Source organism: Acidovorax sp. Root402, from assembly GCF_001425125.1.
GTDB classification, from domain to species: domain Bacteria; phylum Pseudomonadota; class Gammaproteobacteria; order Burkholderiales; family Burkholderiaceae_C; genus Acidovorax; species Acidovorax delafieldii.
Genome location: NZ_LMDQ01000017.1, coordinates 93,162 through 108,677 on the forward strand (window position 1 = coordinate 93,162; position 15,516 = coordinate 108,677).

The window sequence follows — 15,516 nt, forward strand, 5'->3', positions numbered from 1 at the left end:
CCACCCGGCGCAAGGCGCACGGGTGGCTGGTCGCAAGCCGCCGGAGGCAGGGCGGAGCAAGTCAGCCCGCTGCACCCCAGGTCCGCTCGGCCTGGTTTACTGCTTCACGGCTTCAATCTGCACCACCAGGCGCACGTTCTTGGGGAAGCCCCATTCCACGCCGTAGTTCATGCCCCACTGGGTGCGGTCGATGTTGGCTTCAAAGTCGCCGCCGCACACTTCGCGCTTGAGCATGGGGCTGTCGTAGCAGTTGAACTGGTTGGCCTTCAGGGTCAGGGGGGCGGTCTTGCCCAGCAGCGTGAGCTGGCCTTCCACGCTGGCGACCTTGTCACCGTTGAAGACGAACTTGCTGGAGACAAACTTCATCGTGGGGTGCTTGGCAGCGTCGAACAGGTCGGCGCTTTGCAGGTGCTTGTCAAATGCGGGCGTGCCCGTGTTCACCGAGGTCACATCGAACGTGATCTCGGCCTTGCCCGACTTGCCGGCCTTGTCGAACTGGACGGTGCCTTCCTTCTTGTCGAAGCGGCCACGGTTCACGGCAGCGCCAAAGTGGCTGATCTCGAACGAGGCGAAGGTGTGCGTCGGGTCGATGGCGTAGTTGGCCGATTGGGCTTGGGCAGCACCGGCGAACAGGGTGGCAGCGGCGGCCAGGGCGAAGAGGGACTTGCGCATGGAAACTCCTGATAGATCAAAAAGGAAAGGACAAGGGAAAAAGGGAAGGCACCAGCCGCGGGGACCGTGCCCGGACGGCAGGCGGAGGCCGGTGGGGCCCGGGCAGAGGGGCGGCGCTCAGAGCTTGCCGACGCCGGTCAGTGCGAGCTTGAACTTGACCTGCACGTCGTCGGCCACCATGGAGGTGTCGGCCCACTCGTTTTCGCCGATCTTGAAGGCCAGCCGCTTGATGGGCAGCGCGCCTGTGGCGGTGGTGGTGGGGCCGCTTTGGGTCAGCGTCACGGGCACCACCACGTTCTGGCTGTTGCCCTTGATGGTGAGCGCGCCCGCCACTTCAAACTTGCCGCCGCCCAGCGCCTTGATGCTGGACGACACGAATTGGGCTTGCGGGAATTTGGGCACGTTGAACCACGCGGGCTTGGGCAGCTCTGCATCGGTCTCGCGCGAACCCAGCGTGGCGCTGCCAGTGTCCACCGTGAAGGCGATCTTGCTGGTGGCCAGTTTGGCCGGGTCAAACGCTACCTGGGCGCTGAACTTCTTGAACTGGCCTTCCAGTGGCACGCCCATCTGGCGGGCGGTGAACTGCACCTCGCTCTGTGCGGGCACCAGCTGCTGCTGGGCCAGGGCGGCTTGCGCGCCCGCAACGAGGGCAGCGCCGATCACGATGCGGGACAAGGTAGAAGACAGATGCATGCAGAAACTCCGTTCAATTCACAAAAAGGTGGATGCGGTGGTCGCAGGGGGGCGAGCGACTTTTGAGGTGGGCAAGGCACCCACCAGGGGTTGCCATGGCGCCCCGCAGGTGGAGGCTGGTTATTTCCCGGGGAGCATGCGGTTCAGCAGGCCATCACGGTCGACCAGCTGGTGCTTGAGCGCTGCGGCGATGTGCAGCAGCGCCAGCGCGGCCAATGCAAACGCGGTGTACTGGTGCCAGGGCTTGATGGCCTCGGCCAGGTCCTTGCTCACCGGCACAAAGTCGGGCAGCTGCCACAGGCCCAGGAACACGATGGGGAACCCCGCCGCCGAGCTGTAGGCCCAGCCAATCAGGGGCACGGCGAAGAAAAGCACGTACAGCAAGTGGTGGGTGCCGTGGTGTGCCAGCTTCTGCCAGCCGGGCATGGTCTTTTCGACCGCCTGGGGCAGCGCCGGTGGGCGGTGCGTGGCGCGCCACAGCAGGCGCAGCGCCGACAGCACCAGGATAGTCACACCGGCCCATTTGTGCCAGTTGTAAAGCTTCAGCCGTTGGGGCGAAAAGGGCAGGTCGGCCATGTAGACGCCGACGCCAAACAGAGCGATCAGCGCCAGGCCCAGCACCCAGTGCAACAGCATGGCAGTGCGCGTGTACCGGCGCGGGGTGTCGAGGGTCGTCGTGGAAGTGGCTGTCATCAGCGAATCTGGAGGTCGGGGCAAAAATGAGGTGAGCGAAGGCTGCAAGGTCCGCCGGACTTGGCGACACAACGCGCTGGGCGATGGCGCAGTGTAGGAAGCGCTGGCCGTGATCTGCTTCAGGCAGATTGATGCCTTGATTCAAATTTATTGAATCGATATGCCTTGAGCGCTCAAAGTTCCCCAATGCTGTGCAATTTCTGCGGAGCGGCTATTTGCTGGCATCTGCGGGGCACCGGCGCGGCGCCTGCCTGAACCTTGCTGGTGCGCCGGTGCCCTTGTGGAGACACCTTGGCGAATGGGGGAGGTGGCCGCATCAAGTGCAGCGATGGCGGGCGGTACGGGGGCGGGCGCACCCCGCAATGCCCGGGTTATCGGGCCAGCGCGGCCTGTTTCCAGGCGCTGACGGCGGCGCTGTCGTCGCCGCGTTGCTCGGCCAGTTCAGCCACGTGGCGCCAGGCGCTGGCGCGCATTGGCGCGTCGTTGAGCTGCTGGGCTGCCTGGGTCAGCAGCTGCTGGGCTTTGCCCCACAGCTGGCGCTTGAGGCAGGCCATGCCCGCCAGGTATTGCAGGCGGGCGTCGCGTGGGTTAGCTTGCTGGGCGGACTCGATGCGGGCCAGCCAGGGCCCGTCGAGCGCATCCAGCCCCGCCTCCAGCGCACGCACCAGCTTGAGGGCGTGTTGCTCGGCCAAGGCATCGGGCAGCTCCACCATGCGTTCCCACACGGGCAGCAACCAGGCACGCACCTGCGTGGCATCGCCACCCAGTGCAGCCAGCCGCTGGGCGGCGTGGATGGCCAGCTCGGGCATGTTGCGCTCGCTGGTCTCCAGCGACAGCCAGATCTGCTGCAACTGAGCGACATCGTGCGCGCTGTTGATGAGTTCGGTGGCCAGGCCGCGCACGATGCTCTGTGCGGCATTGGGTGAGAACGCACGGTGCTTGCCCAGCAGGCGTGCGGTGTCCAGCGCCTCTTGCGTCTGGCGCGCCAGACGGGTGGCCTTGAGCTTGATGCGCAGCGCCAGGGTGCGCCGCGCGGCTCCCTGGGGCAGGGCTGCCAGGCGGTCGAGCGCCGCGTTGGCATCGCGGTCGTCCAGCGACCAGCGGGCGGCGCGCATCTGGGCGCCTTCGTGCATTTCCTGCTCGTTGATGGAGCCGCGCATGGGGGCTTCCTGCAGTGCGTCCTGCAAGTGGCTTTCGCGCGTTGCGCGGTCTTGCAGTGCGTGAGACGCTTCTGCCGCAATCATGTGGGCCAGGGCACGCAGCTGCTTGCCGTGGGGCACGGCCTCGCCGCTGGCCTCCAGCGCGTGTTCTTGCGACAGCGCGGCCACAGCGGCCTTGCGCGAACGGATGAACCGGCCTCCCAGCATGTGGGTCAAGGCGTCGAGCAGTGCGCCGTGCATGGCACGCTCTTTTTGCTGCACGCGCCAGCGGCGTGCCTGGTGCGGCAGCGCCAGCAGCGCCGCCAGGGCCCGCAGCGCCGCATACACGGTGACAAAACCGCCCACCAACAGCAACACCACCATGTTGAGCGACAGGTCGATGCGATAAGGCGGCCAGTACAGGGTGACGGTGCCCTGGTTGTTGCCCGCAAACAGCGCAGCCGCCACCGCCACGCCAAACAACGCCAAAAGCCAAAGTGCAGCACGCATATCGTCAACGTCCCGCAGCGGCGGTGGCCAGCGCCGACAGGGTTTCGTCCAGGCGCGGCAGCTCGGCCGCCTTCATGCTGGCCTGGGCCTGCTGCAGGGTGGAGGCCACGTTCTGGGTGCGGCGCGATGCGGGGTCGAAATACTTGTTGAGCGCCACGGTGGCCGCGGTCAGGTCGGCACGGGCCGACTCGAACTGGCGTGCCAGGATGCCCAGGCGTGCATTGAGCAGCTTGAACTTGAGGTTCTCTCGCAAAAAGAAGGTCTGCTCAGGGGCCAGCAAGATGGCTTCGGGCTGGTCGATGCGGCTCACGCGCACCAGGCTGCGGGCCTCGTCGCGCACCACCTCCCAGCTGCGCTGCAGGGCCGCTTGCCACCACGCCAGGCCCTCGGTGGGGGCGGGGGCACTGCCAGGGGCTGCGGGGCCGGCGGACAGGCGCTTGGTCGAGGCGGCCTGGGCCACGGCATTGAGCACGGGCAGGTCGTCCACCTGGCGGACCAGGTCGTCCAGGCGGGCCAGCAGGCCGGCGGTGTCGGTCACGGTGGCGCGGGTCAGGCGGTCCAGGTCGCGGCCGATGGCGCGCTGCACGGGGGCCAGGCGGGGCTGGGCAGAGCGCTCGATGCGTTGGTTGGCGCTTTTGAGCGCTGCCACCAGCGGCTCCAGGCTGCCGGTGAGCTGGGCCTGTTGCTGCGCCAGGCGGATGGCCGACTCAATGTCCACCACCAGGTTTTCATCGCGCGAACGCGACAGGCTTTGCATGAGTTCTTCGAGCTGGCTGCGCTGCAGGGCGACCTCGCTCACGCGGGCTTCAGCCACCGAGAGGCGAGCCGCCGTGTCGCGCACCAGCTCTTCGGCCTGGCGGGCCATGGTGCGGGCCTCGATGGCCAGGGCGCCCGAGTCGGCGGACTGCCGGGCCAGTTGCTCCTGAATGGCGCTGAGCTTTTGCCACAGCAGGCCGCTGCTGACCAATGCGGCCACCGCCACCGTGCCCAACAGCAAGGTCATGGCGCCACTGCGGCCGGTGGCAGCGGCTGGCGCAGCGGCCGAGGGGGCCGGGCTCACTGCTGGCGCGCCCACAGCGGCGGCCACAGGGGCTGCAGGGGGCGTGGAGGGCAGATCGTCGGGGGGCGCAGAACTCATGCGGCCGATTCTATCGAGGCCACCACGTCTTCCAGCGCCGGACGGCATTCCCGCACGGTGCCAAAGCCCGCTGCGCGGGCCGCTTCGGCGATGCGCGGGTGGGTGGTCAGCGCCTGTGCTGCGCCCCAGTATTGGCCGGGCAGGGCCTCGGCCAGGTGGGCCACCGCCTCGGAGCTGCTCAGCAGCCAGACAGCGCCGTCGTGCGCCGCCTGTTGCGCCAGCGCCACCTCCTGGGCCGTGAAGCGGGGCGCGCCGCGTTGGTAGGCCACCACAAACTCCACCTGACCGCCCTGCGCCTCGATCTGCTGGGCCAGCCACTCGCGCCCATTGCCCTGGGGCGATTCGTGTGCGCCCTGCGGCGTGGCGGAGCGACCGCGCACGATCAGCACGCGGTCGCCAGGCCGCACCTGGGGGGCCACTTGGCGCCACAGCGCTTCCGAGTCGAACTGCGGCGCGTCGGGCGCGGGCCCGTCGATGGCGCTGCGCGGCACGCCCGCCTGCTCCAGCGCGCGGGTGGTGCCTGGGCCGGGCGCCCATGCTCTTGTTTTTGTAGCTGCCAGGGCATGAATATCCAGCACTACAGGGTGATTTGGCTCAAAGAAGTGCGCCACGGCGTTGCCGCTGACAAACATCAGAGCGCGGTAGGTGCCGACGTTGGCGCGGGCCTCGTCCAGCGCCTGTCGCAGGGCAGCGTCCGTGCAGGGGCCAATCGCAATCAGGGGCAGCGCCACAGCCTGTATGCCGTGTGCGCCCAGTTGCGCCACCCAATGCGCCGCTTCGCGGGCAGGGCGTGTGACGATGACCCGGGGCGCTGAGGTGCCCATCTCAGGCTCTTAGGCCGGGGTGACGCCGCGCGCACCCCCAGCACGCAGGCGCTGCGCAATCGCGTCGCCCAGTGCTTCCGCTTGCGCCAGTGTGGTGACCGGGGCAGAGGCCTGGGCGCGCACCAGCGGGGCTTTGTCCTCGGGGTCGCCCCAGGCGGCGTCCAGCTGCAGCACGCCCTGGGTGAAGGTGCCGTGCGCTGCCAGGGGCATCGAGCAGCTGCCCCCCATGGCGCGGCTCACGGCGCGCTCGGCGGCCACGGTCAGCCAGGTGGTCTGGTGGGCCAGCGGTGCCAGCGCGTCGATCAGGTCTTGCCGGTCGCTGCGCACCTCGATGCCCAGCGCGCCCTGGCCTGCAGCAGGCAGCATGGCGCTAGGCTCGAACGTGGTGCGGATGCGGGCTTCCAGCCCCAGGCGCTTGAGGCCTGCGGCGGCCAGCACGATGGCGTCGTACTGGCCTTCGTCCAGCTTGCGCAGACGGGTGTCGAGGTTGCCGCGCAGGGGCTCGATCTTCAGGTCAGGCCGCAGAGCCTGCAGCAGCACCTGGCGGCGCAGGCTCGACGTGCCCACCACGGCACCCTGCGGGAGGGCGTCCAGGTTCTCGTAGCGGGGGGAGACAAAGGCATCGCGCGGGTCTTCACGCTCCATCACGCAGGCCAGGGCAAAGCCCTCGGGCAGCTCCATGGGCACGTCCTTGAGCGAATGCACGGCAATGTGGGCGCGGCCTTCTTCCAGCGCCACTTCCAGCTCTTTCACAAACAGGCCCTTGCCGCCCACCTTGCTGAGGGACTTGTCCAGAATCTGGTCGCCCTTGGTGGTCATGCCCAGCAGTTGCACGCTGTGGCCACGGGCTTCGAGCAGCGCTTTGACATGCTCGGCCTGCCACAGCGCAAGGCGACTTTCGCGGGTGGCGATGACGATGAGGGGCGTTGGCGAGGGGCTCAAGTTCGTAACCTGTTTGTAATTATTCAGCGGCGCAGGATGCTAGCATGCGCCCGCACTGGGGCTGGTGCGGCCTGCGGCCATGCGGGCTCAACGCGCCAGGCCATCCCACCCATCCCGGAGACTCCTGCATGAAACGATCCGACAAGGACCAGCCCCTGATTGATGACATCCGCCTGCTGGGCCGTATTCTGGGCGACGTGATCCGGGAGCAGGAGGGGGTGGAGGCTTATGAGCTGGTCGAGCAGGTCCGCAAGCTCTCCGTGGCCTTCCGCCGCGACGCCGACCAGGAGGCCGACCGCGCGCTCAAGAAGCTGCTCAAGTCCCTGTCGGGCGACCAGACGGTGAGCGTGATCCGCGCCTTCACCTATTTCAGCCACCTGGCCAACCTGGCCGAAGACCGCCACCACATCCGCCGCCGCGCTGTGCACGAGCGCGCAGGCGACACGCAAGAGGGCAGCATCGAGGTCGCCCTGTCGCGCCTGCGCTGGGCAGGCATTGCGCCCAAGACGATTTCGCAGACGCTGGCGGGCAGCTACGTGGCCCCCGTGCTCACGGCTCACCCCACCGAGGTGCAGCGCAAGAGCATTCTGGACGCCGAGCGCGACATCGCCCAGTTGTTGGCCACACGCGACGACATCCAGGTGCGCGCCCAGCTCTACAACAGTGCCAAGGACGCACTCACCCCGCGCGAGCTGGCTGCCAACGAAGCCCTGCTGCGTGCCCGTGTGGCGCAGTTGTGGCAGACGCGCCTGCTGCGCTACAGCAAGCTCACGGTGGCTGACGAGATCGAAAACGCGCTTTCTTATTACGAAGCCACCTTTCTGCGTGAGATCCCCAAGATCTATGCGGACCTGGAAAACGAGCTGGGCCAGTACCCTGTGCACAGCTTCTTGCGCATGGGCCAGTGGATTGGTGGCGACCGTGACGGCAATCCCAACGTCACCGCGCAGACCTTGCAATATGCCCTGAGCCGCCAGGCCGAAGTGGCCCTGCGCCACTACCTGACCGAGGTGCACTACCTGGGCGGCGAGCTGTCGCTGTCGGCCCGCCTGGTGCAGGTGTCGGCCGAGATGGAGGCCCTGGCCCAGCGCTCGCCCGACACCAACGAACACCGCGTGGACGAGCCCTACCGCCGTGCGCTGACTGGCATCTACGCGCGCCTTGCCGCATCGCTCAAGGATCTGACCGGTGGCGAAGCCGCGCGCCATGCGGTGGCGCCACAAAACGCCTATGCCAGTGCCGAGGAGTTCCTGGCCGACCTTCGGGTGATCGAGGCCTCGCTGCAGTCCCACCATGGCCAAGCCTTGGCTGCCGAGCGACTGCACCCGCTGATCCGCGCCGTGCAAGTGTTTGGCTTCCACCTGGCCACGGTGGACCTGCGCCAAAGCTCCGACAAGCATGAGGAGGTGGTGGCCGAGCTGCTGGCCAAGGCCCGTATCGAGCCCAACTATGCCAACCTGCAAGAGGCCGCCAAGCGCGCACTGCTGATCAAGCTGCTGAACGACGCGCGCCCGCTGCGCGTGGTAGGCGCCGAGTATTCCGCGCACGCCCAGGGCGAGCTGGCCATCTTTGAAACCGCCCGTGTGATGCGCGAGCGCTTCGGGCATGAGGCGATTCGCCACTACATCATCAGCCACACCGAAACGGTGAGCGACCTGCTGGAGGTGCTGCTGCTGCAAAAGGAAGTGGGGCTGATGAACGGCACGCTGGATGCCGAGTCGAAGAACCACCTTATCGTGGTGCCCCTGTTCGAAACCATCGAAGACCTGCGCAATGCCGCGCCCATCATGCGCGAGTTCTATGCGCTGCCCGGTGTGGCAGCTCTGGTGCAGCGCAGCGGCGGCGAGCAGGACATCATGCTGGGCTACAGCGACAGCAACAAGGATGGCGGCATTTTCACCAGCAACTGGGAGCTGTACCGCGCCGAGATCGCCCTCGTCGAACTCTTCGATGAACTCGCCACCACCCACGGCATCCAGCTGCGCATGTTCCATGGCCGGGGCGGCACTGTCGGCCGTGGCGGTGGCCCCAGCTACCAGGCCATTCTGGCGCAGCCGCCCGGCACCGTGCGCGGCCAGATCCGTCTGACGGAGCAGGGCGAAGTCATCGCCTCCAAATACGCTAACCCCGAAATCGGCCGACGCAACCTGGAAACTCTGGTCGCCGCCACGCTCGAAGCCACCTTGCTGCAGCCCACCAAGCCCGCCACCAAGGCGTTTTTGGATGCTGCTGCGCAGCTCTCGCTGGCCAGCATGGGCAGCTACCGTGCGCTGGTGTACGAGACCCCGGGCTTTACCGACTACTTCTTCAACTCCACGCCCATCCGCGAGATCGCCGAGCTCAACATCGGCTCGCGCCCTGCCAGCCGCAAGGCCAGCCAGAAGATCGAAGACCTGCGCGCCATCCCCTGGGGCTTCAGCTGGGGCCAGTGCCGCCTCACGCTGCCCGGCTGGTTCGGTTTTGGCTCGGCTGTGGAAGCCTTCATCAACACCGAAGGCAAGGACCCCAAGGCCCAGCTGGCGCTGCTGCAGAAGATGTACCGCCAGTGGCCATTCTTCCGCACCCTGCTGTCCAACATGGACATGGTGCTGGCCAAGAGTGATCTGGCCCTGGCGTCACGCTACAGCGAACTCGTGACCGACGCGCGCCTGCGCAAGAAGGTGTTCACCAGCATCGAGGCCGAGTGGCACCGCACGGCCGATGCACTCACCCGCATCACGGGCGACAAGCAGCGCCTGACGCACAACACGGCGCTGGCGCGGTCCATCAAGCACCGCTTCCCGTACATCGATCCGCTGCACCACTTGCAGGTCGAGCTGGTGCGCCGCTGGCGCGCAGGGCAGGGCGACGAGCGGGTGCAGACCGGGATTCACATCTCCATCAACGGGATTGCAGCGGGGCTGCGCAATACGGGCTGATCCGCAGGCACAGCGGTCCGGACCCTCACTTTCCGGCTCGCTGCCATCGCAGGCACCCACAACAAAAAGGGCTCCCAATGGGAGCCCAGTTTGTTTGGCCAGTGTGGAACTGTGTGTCTAAAACACCTCCCATGGCAGCAGCATCTGCACCGCGCGAAGTGCCACCACCATGGGAAGTCCCGCAACTGCGTCAATCGGTCATGCGATTACATGGCGCTGAATTCGCCCGAAGGGATCTGGCCGGTGCGCACAGCTTCAGCAGCCTGGGCACGCACGGCAGCACGGTCAGCGGTGGATTTATAGGTCACCACACGCGATCCAGCAGGCTCGATGCTGCGTGTTTGTGCCACGGTAGCGGCTTCGGCAGCCACTTCAGCGCGGGTGCGGTTCGTGTCGAACTTCAGGGCAAATTGCGAGCCATCGGCTTCATCGGCATGGGCGCCAAAAGCGGCGAAAGCGGCAACAGCGGCGACGGAGAGGAAACGGGCGAAAATCCTTGAAAGTTAAAAAGCGTCTCAAAAAAGCCGGGTCAAAAACCATTTCTGAACCGGGTTCGGTGAGTCGCCTTGCGGGTTCGGCTCATCGATGGAATGAACTGTACGCCGATGGTGTTCAGGAAAAAACCACTCAGTCGCGAACTAACTGTTCCAGTGTTGGAAACAATCGTCAACGACAGTTGGGTGGCGCAGTTGCGCCCTGGTGTTCGGTAATTCGGGGAGCTGCATCTCTGGTGCGAGGCCAGAGTCCACGTGTGGAACAGGTGCAGAGATACGGACTGCCCGAGCCGCAGTGACGGCGTCAGTGGCAGACGCTGCGTCGCTCGGTGGCCAAGTCGCTCAGTCGCCCAGCAACTCGCCCACCGCCTTCAGGTCTTCCACCCGGTCGCACACGGCCTTCACGGCCATCATCACCGGGATGCCCAGCAGCAGTCCCCACAGGCCCCACAGCCAGCCCCAGGCCAGCACGCTGATGAACACGGCCACGGGGCTCATGCTGCTGGTGCGGCTGGTGAGCCAGGGGGTCAGCAGGTTGCCGATCAGCGTGTGGATGACCAGCGAGGCACCGCCAATGGCCATGGCCATGTCGAGCGTGCCAAACTGCAAGAAAGCCACCAGGGCCGAGGCCCCTGTGACCAGCGCCGAGCCGATGTATGGCGCGAGGTTGAGCACAGCTGCCACCACCCCCCATACGGCGGCGTTTTCCAGCCCCAATGCCCAATAGGCCGCGCCGGTGGCCAGGCCGACCAGCACGCTGGTGAACACTTGCAGCAGCAGATAACGCTGTATCTGCTGGGTGATGTCTTGCAGCACATGGATGGTGACCTTGCGCCGCTCCAGGCTGGTGCCCGCAATGCGCAGCAGCTTGTCTCGGAACAGGTTGCCCGAGGCGAGAGCGAAGTAGGTCAGGAACACCACCACCATCAGCTGCCCCAGCGCCGACATCAGGCCCATGGTGCCGCTCCAGAGGTAGTCGCGGATGTTGAAAGGCGGGCGCTCCACGATCACCCGCTGCACGCCCCGGCGGGGCGCTGCGCTGGCGGCGCTGTTTTCGTTGGCGGCCTGCTCGATCTGGGTGGCCGCCTTCTGCACGGTGTCCAGCGGACTGCTGCCACCCGCGCGTGCCTTGAGGTTGTCGCGGACCTTCTTGGCGGCGACAGGAACCGAGTCCACCAGCTGGGCCGCCCCGTCACTCAGCGACCAGGCCGTGCTGGCCAGCCCGGCGACGATGGCCACCAGCAACAAGCCCGCCCCCAGCGCCCGCGGCACATGCCACCGGGCCATCATCTCCACCGCTGGCCGCAGTGCAATGGTCAGCAGCAGGCTCAGCATGATCGGGATGAACACCGCACTGGCCCAGTGCAGCAGCGCCACGCTGGCGAACAGTGCCAGCAGGGCGAGGGAGAGGTTGCGCACGTCCACAGGCATGTGGAGCATGAGGGGCGCGTGAGGCGCTGGTGCTGAAACCGGAGGCGCAGGGACTGTGGGTGCGTCTGCGTGCGCGTCGGCGATTGGAGTGTGGCTGGCATCTGCTGCGACCTGGCTGGTCACCGCTTGGTCGGGGCTGCCATCGTCAACGGCGGCTGTCGTTGGGCTGGTGGGTGCGGAAGGAGCAGCAGAGGGCGCGGTCATGCGCGGATTGTGCGGCAGGCCGGGTACGTGCTTTGTAGGTGGCCATCCCAACGCCGGCGGCGTTGGCAAAGTGCGACGGAAAACGGGCTTTGTTCCCGCGATGGTGCTTTGCTGAGGCCATTAGGATGATGCGATGCAATTGGACGGCATCACAACATGACAAGGGGCGTGTGCGCATGAATCCTCAACACTCCCTCCCTGGGCGCGTACTCGCGACGGCAGCACTGGCGGTGTTGCTGGGCGGATGCTCGTCGCTGGATGTTCCGCGTGCCGACAACTATCCGGCCACCGACCAGAAAAAAGCACGCGCCGTGCACCACTGGGATGTGTTGGCCGACGACGTGGCGGGCCGCATCGCGGGCAAGATCAGTGCCTGGCCAGCCGGCGAGTACCCCATCTACCTGGCGCCGAGCCCTGGCGACACCAGTTTCAACAACGGCTTTCGCAAGCTGCTCATCACGCGCCTGCTGGATCGCGGGGTCGTTTTGTCCACACAACCCACGGCGGTCACCCTCACGTTTGAGACCCAGGTGGTCCAGCACAATGCTCGCGTGCAAACCTGGGGGCCCATGCCCTGGACGCGTCTGGCGCTGGGCGTCGGTGTGGCGCGAGACTGGTATCTGTTCCGCCAGGGCGTCGGGTCGATGCTGGCGGGCGTTGCCACCCTTGGCGCGGTGACGGACCTCACGCAATACGCCATCGACGGATCTGCCGCAGGCGGGCCGACGCGCACAGAGGTGCTCATCACGACGTCACTCGAAAGCGGTGACCGCTATCTGGCGAGTACCGCAGACGTGTACTACGTCGAGCCCGATGATTCGCCGCTGTACAAAACGCAGTTACCACCGCCTCCGCCACCACCGCCCCCCCCACCCACCCCCGTTAAAACCTGGCGGGTGGTGGCACCATGATGCGCCGTTTCCATCCCGGCAAGCTCAGGTCCGCGTGGTGCTTGGGCATGGTGGTGGTGTCGGCCCTGGCGGTGCAGGGCTGCTCGACCAACCCGGTCCACAGCTATTACTACGGCAACAGTGCGGGTGGCGTGTCGCGCACCGACCTGATCGAGGTGAACGACCGGGCAACGGATGCCTTGCTCCTCAACGCGCCGCTGGACGCGAGCCAGCCGCTGTTGGTGGCCACCCTGGTCAATGTGGACCGGCTCAACGAGTCGTCGCGGCTGGGGCGCATCTTTTCGGAGCAGATCGCGGGACGCATGGTGCAGCGCGGGCTGCGCGTGACGGAAGTGAAGCTGCGCGACAACCTGGTGCTGCACCGCGAACAGGGCGAGTTGCTGCTGTCGCGCGAGGTGCGGGAAGTCAGCCAGGCGCAGAACGCGCAGGCCGTGGTCGTGGGCACGTACGCGGTGTCGGCCTCGGTGGTGTACATCAGCCTCAAGCTGGTGAACCCGGTGGGCAACCATGTGATGGCGGCGCACAACTATGCGGTGCCCGTGGACGAGAACGTGCGCACCTTGCTTGCGGGGCGTTGATGGCTGGCTCGGCGTTCTCCCTCGCACCACATTCCATCGGCAGACAGCAGACAGCAAAAAGGCCCCGAATAGGGCCTTATTTGTTTGCTATCTAATCAATAGCTAGAGCGGCAATATGCACTAGCGCATCGGGCGCTTTTGGCTCAAAAAACAAGCCAAGGTGTCAATGCAACATCAGCGCGCCGGCGGTCTTGCTCTTGCCGGCACGGGCGGGCGGGTTGCACAGGCCGCAGGTGAAATGGCGGTTTTCGTACAGCTCGGTCACGAACTGGCCGCTGCACTGGCTGCACTTGGTGCGGGTCAACATGCCGGCGTCCACGAATTTCACCAGGCGCCAGGCGCGGGTGAAGGACAGCAGGGGTTCGATCTCGGCTGTGGCGACTTGTTCGTTGTACAGGCGGTAGGCCTTGGTCAGCAGCTCCACCGAATCCAGGTCCACGCCCTTGGACAGGTACTCGTAGATGTTCAAAAACAGCGAGCTGTGGATGTTCTCTTGCCAGGTCAGGAACCAGTCGGTGGAGAAGGGCAGCTGGCCTTTGGAGGGCGACTTGCCCGCGATCTCCTTGTACAGGCGGATCAGGCGTTCATACGACAGCGTGGTCTCGGACTCCAGCACCTGCATGCGGGCGCCCATCTGGATCAGCATGGCTGCGCGTTCGATCTGCTTGGATTCGTTCAGAACGCTTTTGACAGGGGCTTTGGCGGCGGCGGTGGTGGTGGAGGACATGGCGGGCTTTCGGTGAGAACTGGACAACGCTGCGGGCTAGTGCTTCAGAGCACTTCCGACACGCGGCTGGCCATCAGGATGTTGGCGTGCAGGGTGTTGGTGGCGTCGTTGCCCACCTTCTTGGCCGAGTGGTTGGTCAGCAAGCTCCACACCAGGTTGTCGTCCACGCGGAAGCTGCAAAGTAGCGTGTTGCGGGAGGCCAGTTTCATCACTTGCGCAGCCGACAGCGAAGCGAGAATATCGGCAGACTCCTCGTTCATGCCCAGACGGAAAACCGCTTCGGCCTTGTCCTGACGGATCAGGGTTTGGGCCAGCATCAGGTAGGTGAGGTTGGCTTCGCGGATTTCAGCGAGGATTTGTTCGTTGGTCATGGCGGCTTCCTTTTTTCCAGTACCGGGTCTTGCGTGGCCTGCTGACTGCAGGTTTTGCGTGATCCGTTGAAATGGATTGTGAAACCGCCCCAATCAGAAATTAAGTCGGGGTTTGGCTGTGCCGCGTGTCTGGTTTCGCGGTGGGCTGTGTAGGAATTTGCCCTACGCGCAGATCAGGCGCCGGCTGGCTTTTCAGGGGGCCATGTCTGCTGCATTGACAGACACCCACCCCGGAATTCTGCTCATGGTTTTGATAGCGCCTGCAAAACCATCTTTTTTGCGCTTTTGCAACTGGCGGCGTTCGTTAGACGCCGCAAGTGGGGTGTTTCAACCCTTTTCGACCGGGCGCGTGGGGTCTGAACACCACTCGCTCCAGCTGCCCGCAAACAGCGCGGTGTGCCCCAGGCCGGCAATCTCCATGGCCAGCAGATTTGGGACGGCGCTCACACCGCTGCCGCACTGGTGCACCACGGTCGCCGGGTCACGGCCCGCCAGCAGGGCGTCGAACTCTGCGCGCAGCGTGGCTGCGGGTTTGAAGCGGCCGTCAGCTCCGATGTTTTCGGCAAAGGGTCGGTTGAGCGCGCCCGGAATGTGGCCGGCCACCGGGTCCAGCGGCTCCACCTCGCCCCGGTAGCGGGCGCCGGCGCGGGCGTCGATCACGGTCTGGTCTGCGGGGCGCTGCAGGCGGGCCAGGACATCGCTGGCCGTGGCCAGCTGGCGCAAGGGCTCGTTCAGTGCAAAGTGGGACTGGAAGTGCGACGGCTCTTCTCCGCTGTGGACTGCACCACCTGCGGCCTGCCAGGCCTGCAGCCCGCCGTCGAGCACGGCCACGGCGTCATGGCCCGCCCACTTGAGCATCCACCACAGGCGGCCGCAGTAGTTGGCGCCCTGGCGGTCGTAGACAACGGCCTGCATGTTGTTGGCAAAACCCACGCTGGACAGCCACATGGCAAAACGTTCGCGGCTGGGCAGCGGGTGGCGGCCGCCGGATGCGGGCTGGTCAGCCTCCTGCGCCGTCACAGTGCCGGTGGCCCCAGGTGCGCCATGCTTGGCGCTGAGGTCATTGTCGAGGTTGGCGTACACGGCGCCGGGGATATGGGCTTGCGCATATTGCTGCGCGCCGGCGGTCGGTTGCATGAGTTCGAAGCTGCAGTCAAACACCATCAGCGGCGCACCGCTGGCGATGAGGGCTTGCAGGTCGGGGGCGGAGATGAGCGTGGTGTAGGTGGTCATCGGCAGATCAGGTGCAAAGCAACCGGTTGGGCGGGGAG

Annotated in this window: 15 protein-coding genes; 3 read left to right on the plus strand and 12 right to left on the minus strand. The window is 66.0% G+C overall.

Annotated features, from left to right (window positions below):
- Nucleotides 1-96: 96 nt before the first annotated feature.
- The 7 genes from ASC83_RS19985 to hemC all read right to left on the minus strand — a co-directional run bounded on the left by ASC83_RS19985 (nucleotide 97) and on the right by hemC (nucleotide 6,611).
- Nucleotides 97-672, minus strand: a complete 576-nt coding sequence (locus tag ASC83_RS19985; RefSeq protein WP_056066821.1) for a YceI family protein — start codon at nucleotides 670-672, stop codon at nucleotides 97-99.
- A gap of 117 nt (nucleotides 673-789) precedes the next feature.
- Nucleotides 790-1,365, minus strand: coding sequence for a YceI family protein (locus ASC83_RS19990; protein ID WP_056066824.1), 576 nt, complete (start codon nucleotides 1,363-1,365; stop codon nucleotides 790-792).
- Between the two features lie 120 nt (nucleotides 1,366-1,485).
- Nucleotides 1,486-2,058: a cytochrome b gene (locus ASC83_RS19995; protein ID WP_056066827.1), complete on the minus strand. Its 573-nt coding sequence runs from the start codon at nucleotides 2,056-2,058 to the stop codon at nucleotides 1,486-1,488.
- Between the two features lie 371 nt (nucleotides 2,059-2,429).
- Nucleotides 2,430-3,707 carry a heme biosynthesis protein HemY gene (locus ASC83_RS20000; RefSeq protein WP_056066830.1) on the minus strand — a complete coding sequence of 426 codons (1,278 nt, stop codon included), beginning with the start codon at nucleotides 3,705-3,707 and terminating at the stop codon, nucleotides 2,430-2,432.
- 4 nt (nucleotides 3,708-3,711) lie between these two features.
- The gene (locus tag ASC83_RS20005) at nucleotides 3,712-4,845 is read right to left on the minus strand and encodes a uroporphyrinogen-III C-methyltransferase (RefSeq protein ID WP_056066835.1); all 1,134 of its coding nucleotides are present in this window, start codon (nucleotides 4,843-4,845) and stop codon (nucleotides 3,712-3,714) included.
- The gene (locus ASC83_RS20010) at nucleotides 4,842-5,669 is read right to left on the minus strand and encodes a uroporphyrinogen-III synthase (RefSeq protein WP_056066838.1); all 828 of its coding nucleotides are present in this window, start codon (nucleotides 5,667-5,669) and stop codon (nucleotides 4,842-4,844) included. The genes ASC83_RS20005 and ASC83_RS20010 overlap by 4 nt, the downstream gene beginning before the upstream one ends.
- 9 nt (nucleotides 5,670-5,678) lie before the next feature.
- The gene (gene hemC, locus ASC83_RS20015) at nucleotides 5,679-6,611 is read right to left on the minus strand and encodes a hydroxymethylbilane synthase (RefSeq protein ID WP_056066841.1); all 933 of its coding nucleotides are present in this window, start codon (nucleotides 6,609-6,611) and stop codon (nucleotides 5,679-5,681) included.
- Nucleotides 6,612-6,739: 128 nt separating this feature from the next.
- Here hemC and ppc point away from each other — a divergent pair, with 128 nt between their 5' ends.
- Nucleotides 6,740-9,529, plus strand: coding sequence for a phosphoenolpyruvate carboxylase (ppc, locus tag ASC83_RS20020; protein WP_056066844.1), 2,790 nt, complete (start codon nucleotides 6,740-6,742; stop codon nucleotides 9,527-9,529).
- Nucleotides 9,530-9,735: 206 nt separating this feature from the next.
- Here the strand turns inward: ppc and ASC83_RS24380 are convergent, their stop codons facing one another.
- A complete protein-coding gene (locus ASC83_RS24380) occupies nucleotides 9,736-10,023 on the minus strand; it encodes a hypothetical protein (protein ID WP_056066847.1) in 288 nt (95 codons plus the stop codon).
- Nucleotides 10,024-10,365: 342 nt separating this feature from the next.
- Entirely contained in the window at nucleotides 10,366-11,658 is a 1,293-nt protein-coding gene (locus ASC83_RS20030; RefSeq protein WP_056066850.1) for an AI-2E family transporter, read from the minus strand.
- A 176-nt stretch (nucleotides 11,659-11,834) separates the two neighbouring features.
- Between ASC83_RS20030 and ASC83_RS20035 the strand changes: the two genes are divergently transcribed.
- Together ASC83_RS20035 and ASC83_RS20040 are read left to right on the plus strand one after the other, a co-directional pair.
- Nucleotides 11,835-12,569 carry a hypothetical protein gene (locus ASC83_RS20035; protein ID WP_056066852.1) on the plus strand — a complete coding sequence of 245 codons (735 nt, stop codon included), beginning with the start codon at nucleotides 11,835-11,837 and terminating at the stop codon, nucleotides 12,567-12,569.
- On the plus strand, nucleotides 12,566-13,147 hold the full coding sequence (locus ASC83_RS20040; RefSeq protein ID WP_056066854.1) for a FlgO family outer membrane protein: 582 nt from the start codon (nucleotides 12,566-12,568) through the stop codon (nucleotides 13,145-13,147). Before ASC83_RS20035 ends, ASC83_RS20040 begins: the two co-directional genes overlap by 4 nt.
- 163 nt (nucleotides 13,148-13,310) lie before the next feature.
- Here ASC83_RS20040 and flhC read toward each other — a convergent pair whose 3' ends face one another.
- The 3 genes from flhC to ASC83_RS20055 form a co-directional block, all read right to left on the minus strand.
- On the minus strand, nucleotides 13,311-13,874 hold the full coding sequence (flhC, locus tag ASC83_RS20045; RefSeq protein WP_015015271.1) for a flagellar transcriptional regulator FlhC: 564 nt from the start codon (nucleotides 13,872-13,874) through the stop codon (nucleotides 13,311-13,313).
- A gap of 44 nt (nucleotides 13,875-13,918) precedes the next feature.
- Complete coding sequence (flhD, locus tag ASC83_RS20050) at nucleotides 13,919-14,245, minus strand: flagellar transcriptional regulator FlhD (protein WP_015015270.1); 327 nt, start codon at nucleotides 14,243-14,245, stop codon at nucleotides 13,919-13,921.
- A gap of 327 nt (nucleotides 14,246-14,572) precedes the next feature.
- Entirely contained in the window at nucleotides 14,573-15,478 is a 906-nt protein-coding gene (locus tag ASC83_RS20055) for a sulfurtransferase (RefSeq protein WP_056066857.1), read from the minus strand.
- Between the last annotated feature and the right edge of the window lie 38 nt (nucleotides 15,479-15,516).

What these genes read in the sequence shown, in the direction of transcription:
- ASC83_RS19985 (WP_056066821.1), bottom strand. Translation starts at nt 672, where the DNA reads ATGCGCAAGTCCCTCTTCGCCCTGGCCGCCGCTGCCACCCTGTTCGCC.
- ASC83_RS19990 (WP_056066824.1), bottom strand. Translation starts at nt 1,365, where the DNA reads ATGCATCTGTCTTCTACCTTGTCCCGCATCGTGATCGGCGCTGCCCTC.
- ASC83_RS19995 (WP_056066827.1), bottom strand. Translation starts at nt 2,058, where the DNA reads ATGACAGCCACTTCCACGACGACCCTCGACACCCCGCGCCGGTACACG.
- ASC83_RS20000 (WP_056066830.1), bottom strand. Translation starts at nt 3,707, where the DNA reads ATGCGTGCTGCACTTTGGCTTTTGGCGTTGTTTGGCGTGGCGGTGGCG.
- ASC83_RS20005 (WP_056066835.1), bottom strand. Translation starts at nt 4,845, where the DNA reads ATGAGTTCTGCGCCCCCCGACGATCTGCCCTCCACGCCCCCTGCAGCC.
- ASC83_RS20010 (WP_056066838.1), bottom strand. Translation starts at nt 5,669, where the DNA reads ATGGGCACCTCAGCGCCCCGGGTCATCGTCACACGCCCTGCCCGCGAA.
- ppc (WP_056066844.1), top strand. Translation starts at nt 6,740, where the DNA reads ATGAAACGATCCGACAAGGACCAGCCCCTGATTGATGACATCCGCCTG.
- ASC83_RS20030 (WP_056066850.1), bottom strand. Translation starts at nt 11,658, where the DNA reads ATGACCGCGCCCTCTGCTGCTCCTTCCGCACCCACCAGCCCAACGACA.
- ASC83_RS20035 (WP_056066852.1), top strand. Translation starts at nt 11,835, where the DNA reads ATGAATCCTCAACACTCCCTCCCTGGGCGCGTACTCGCGACGGCAGCA.
- ASC83_RS20040 (WP_056066854.1), top strand. Translation starts at nt 12,566, where the DNA reads ATGATGCGCCGTTTCCATCCCGGCAAGCTCAGGTCCGCGTGGTGCTTG.
- flhC (WP_015015271.1), bottom strand. Translation starts at nt 13,874, where the DNA reads ATGTCCTCCACCACCACCGCCGCCGCCAAAGCCCCTGTCAAAAGCGTT.
- flhD (WP_015015270.1), bottom strand. Translation starts at nt 14,245, where the DNA reads ATGACCAACGAACAAATCCTCGCTGAAATCCGCGAAGCCAACCTCACC.
- ASC83_RS20055 (WP_056066857.1), bottom strand. Translation starts at nt 15,478, where the DNA reads ATGACCACCTACACCACGCTCATCTCCGCCCCCGACCTGCAAGCCCTC.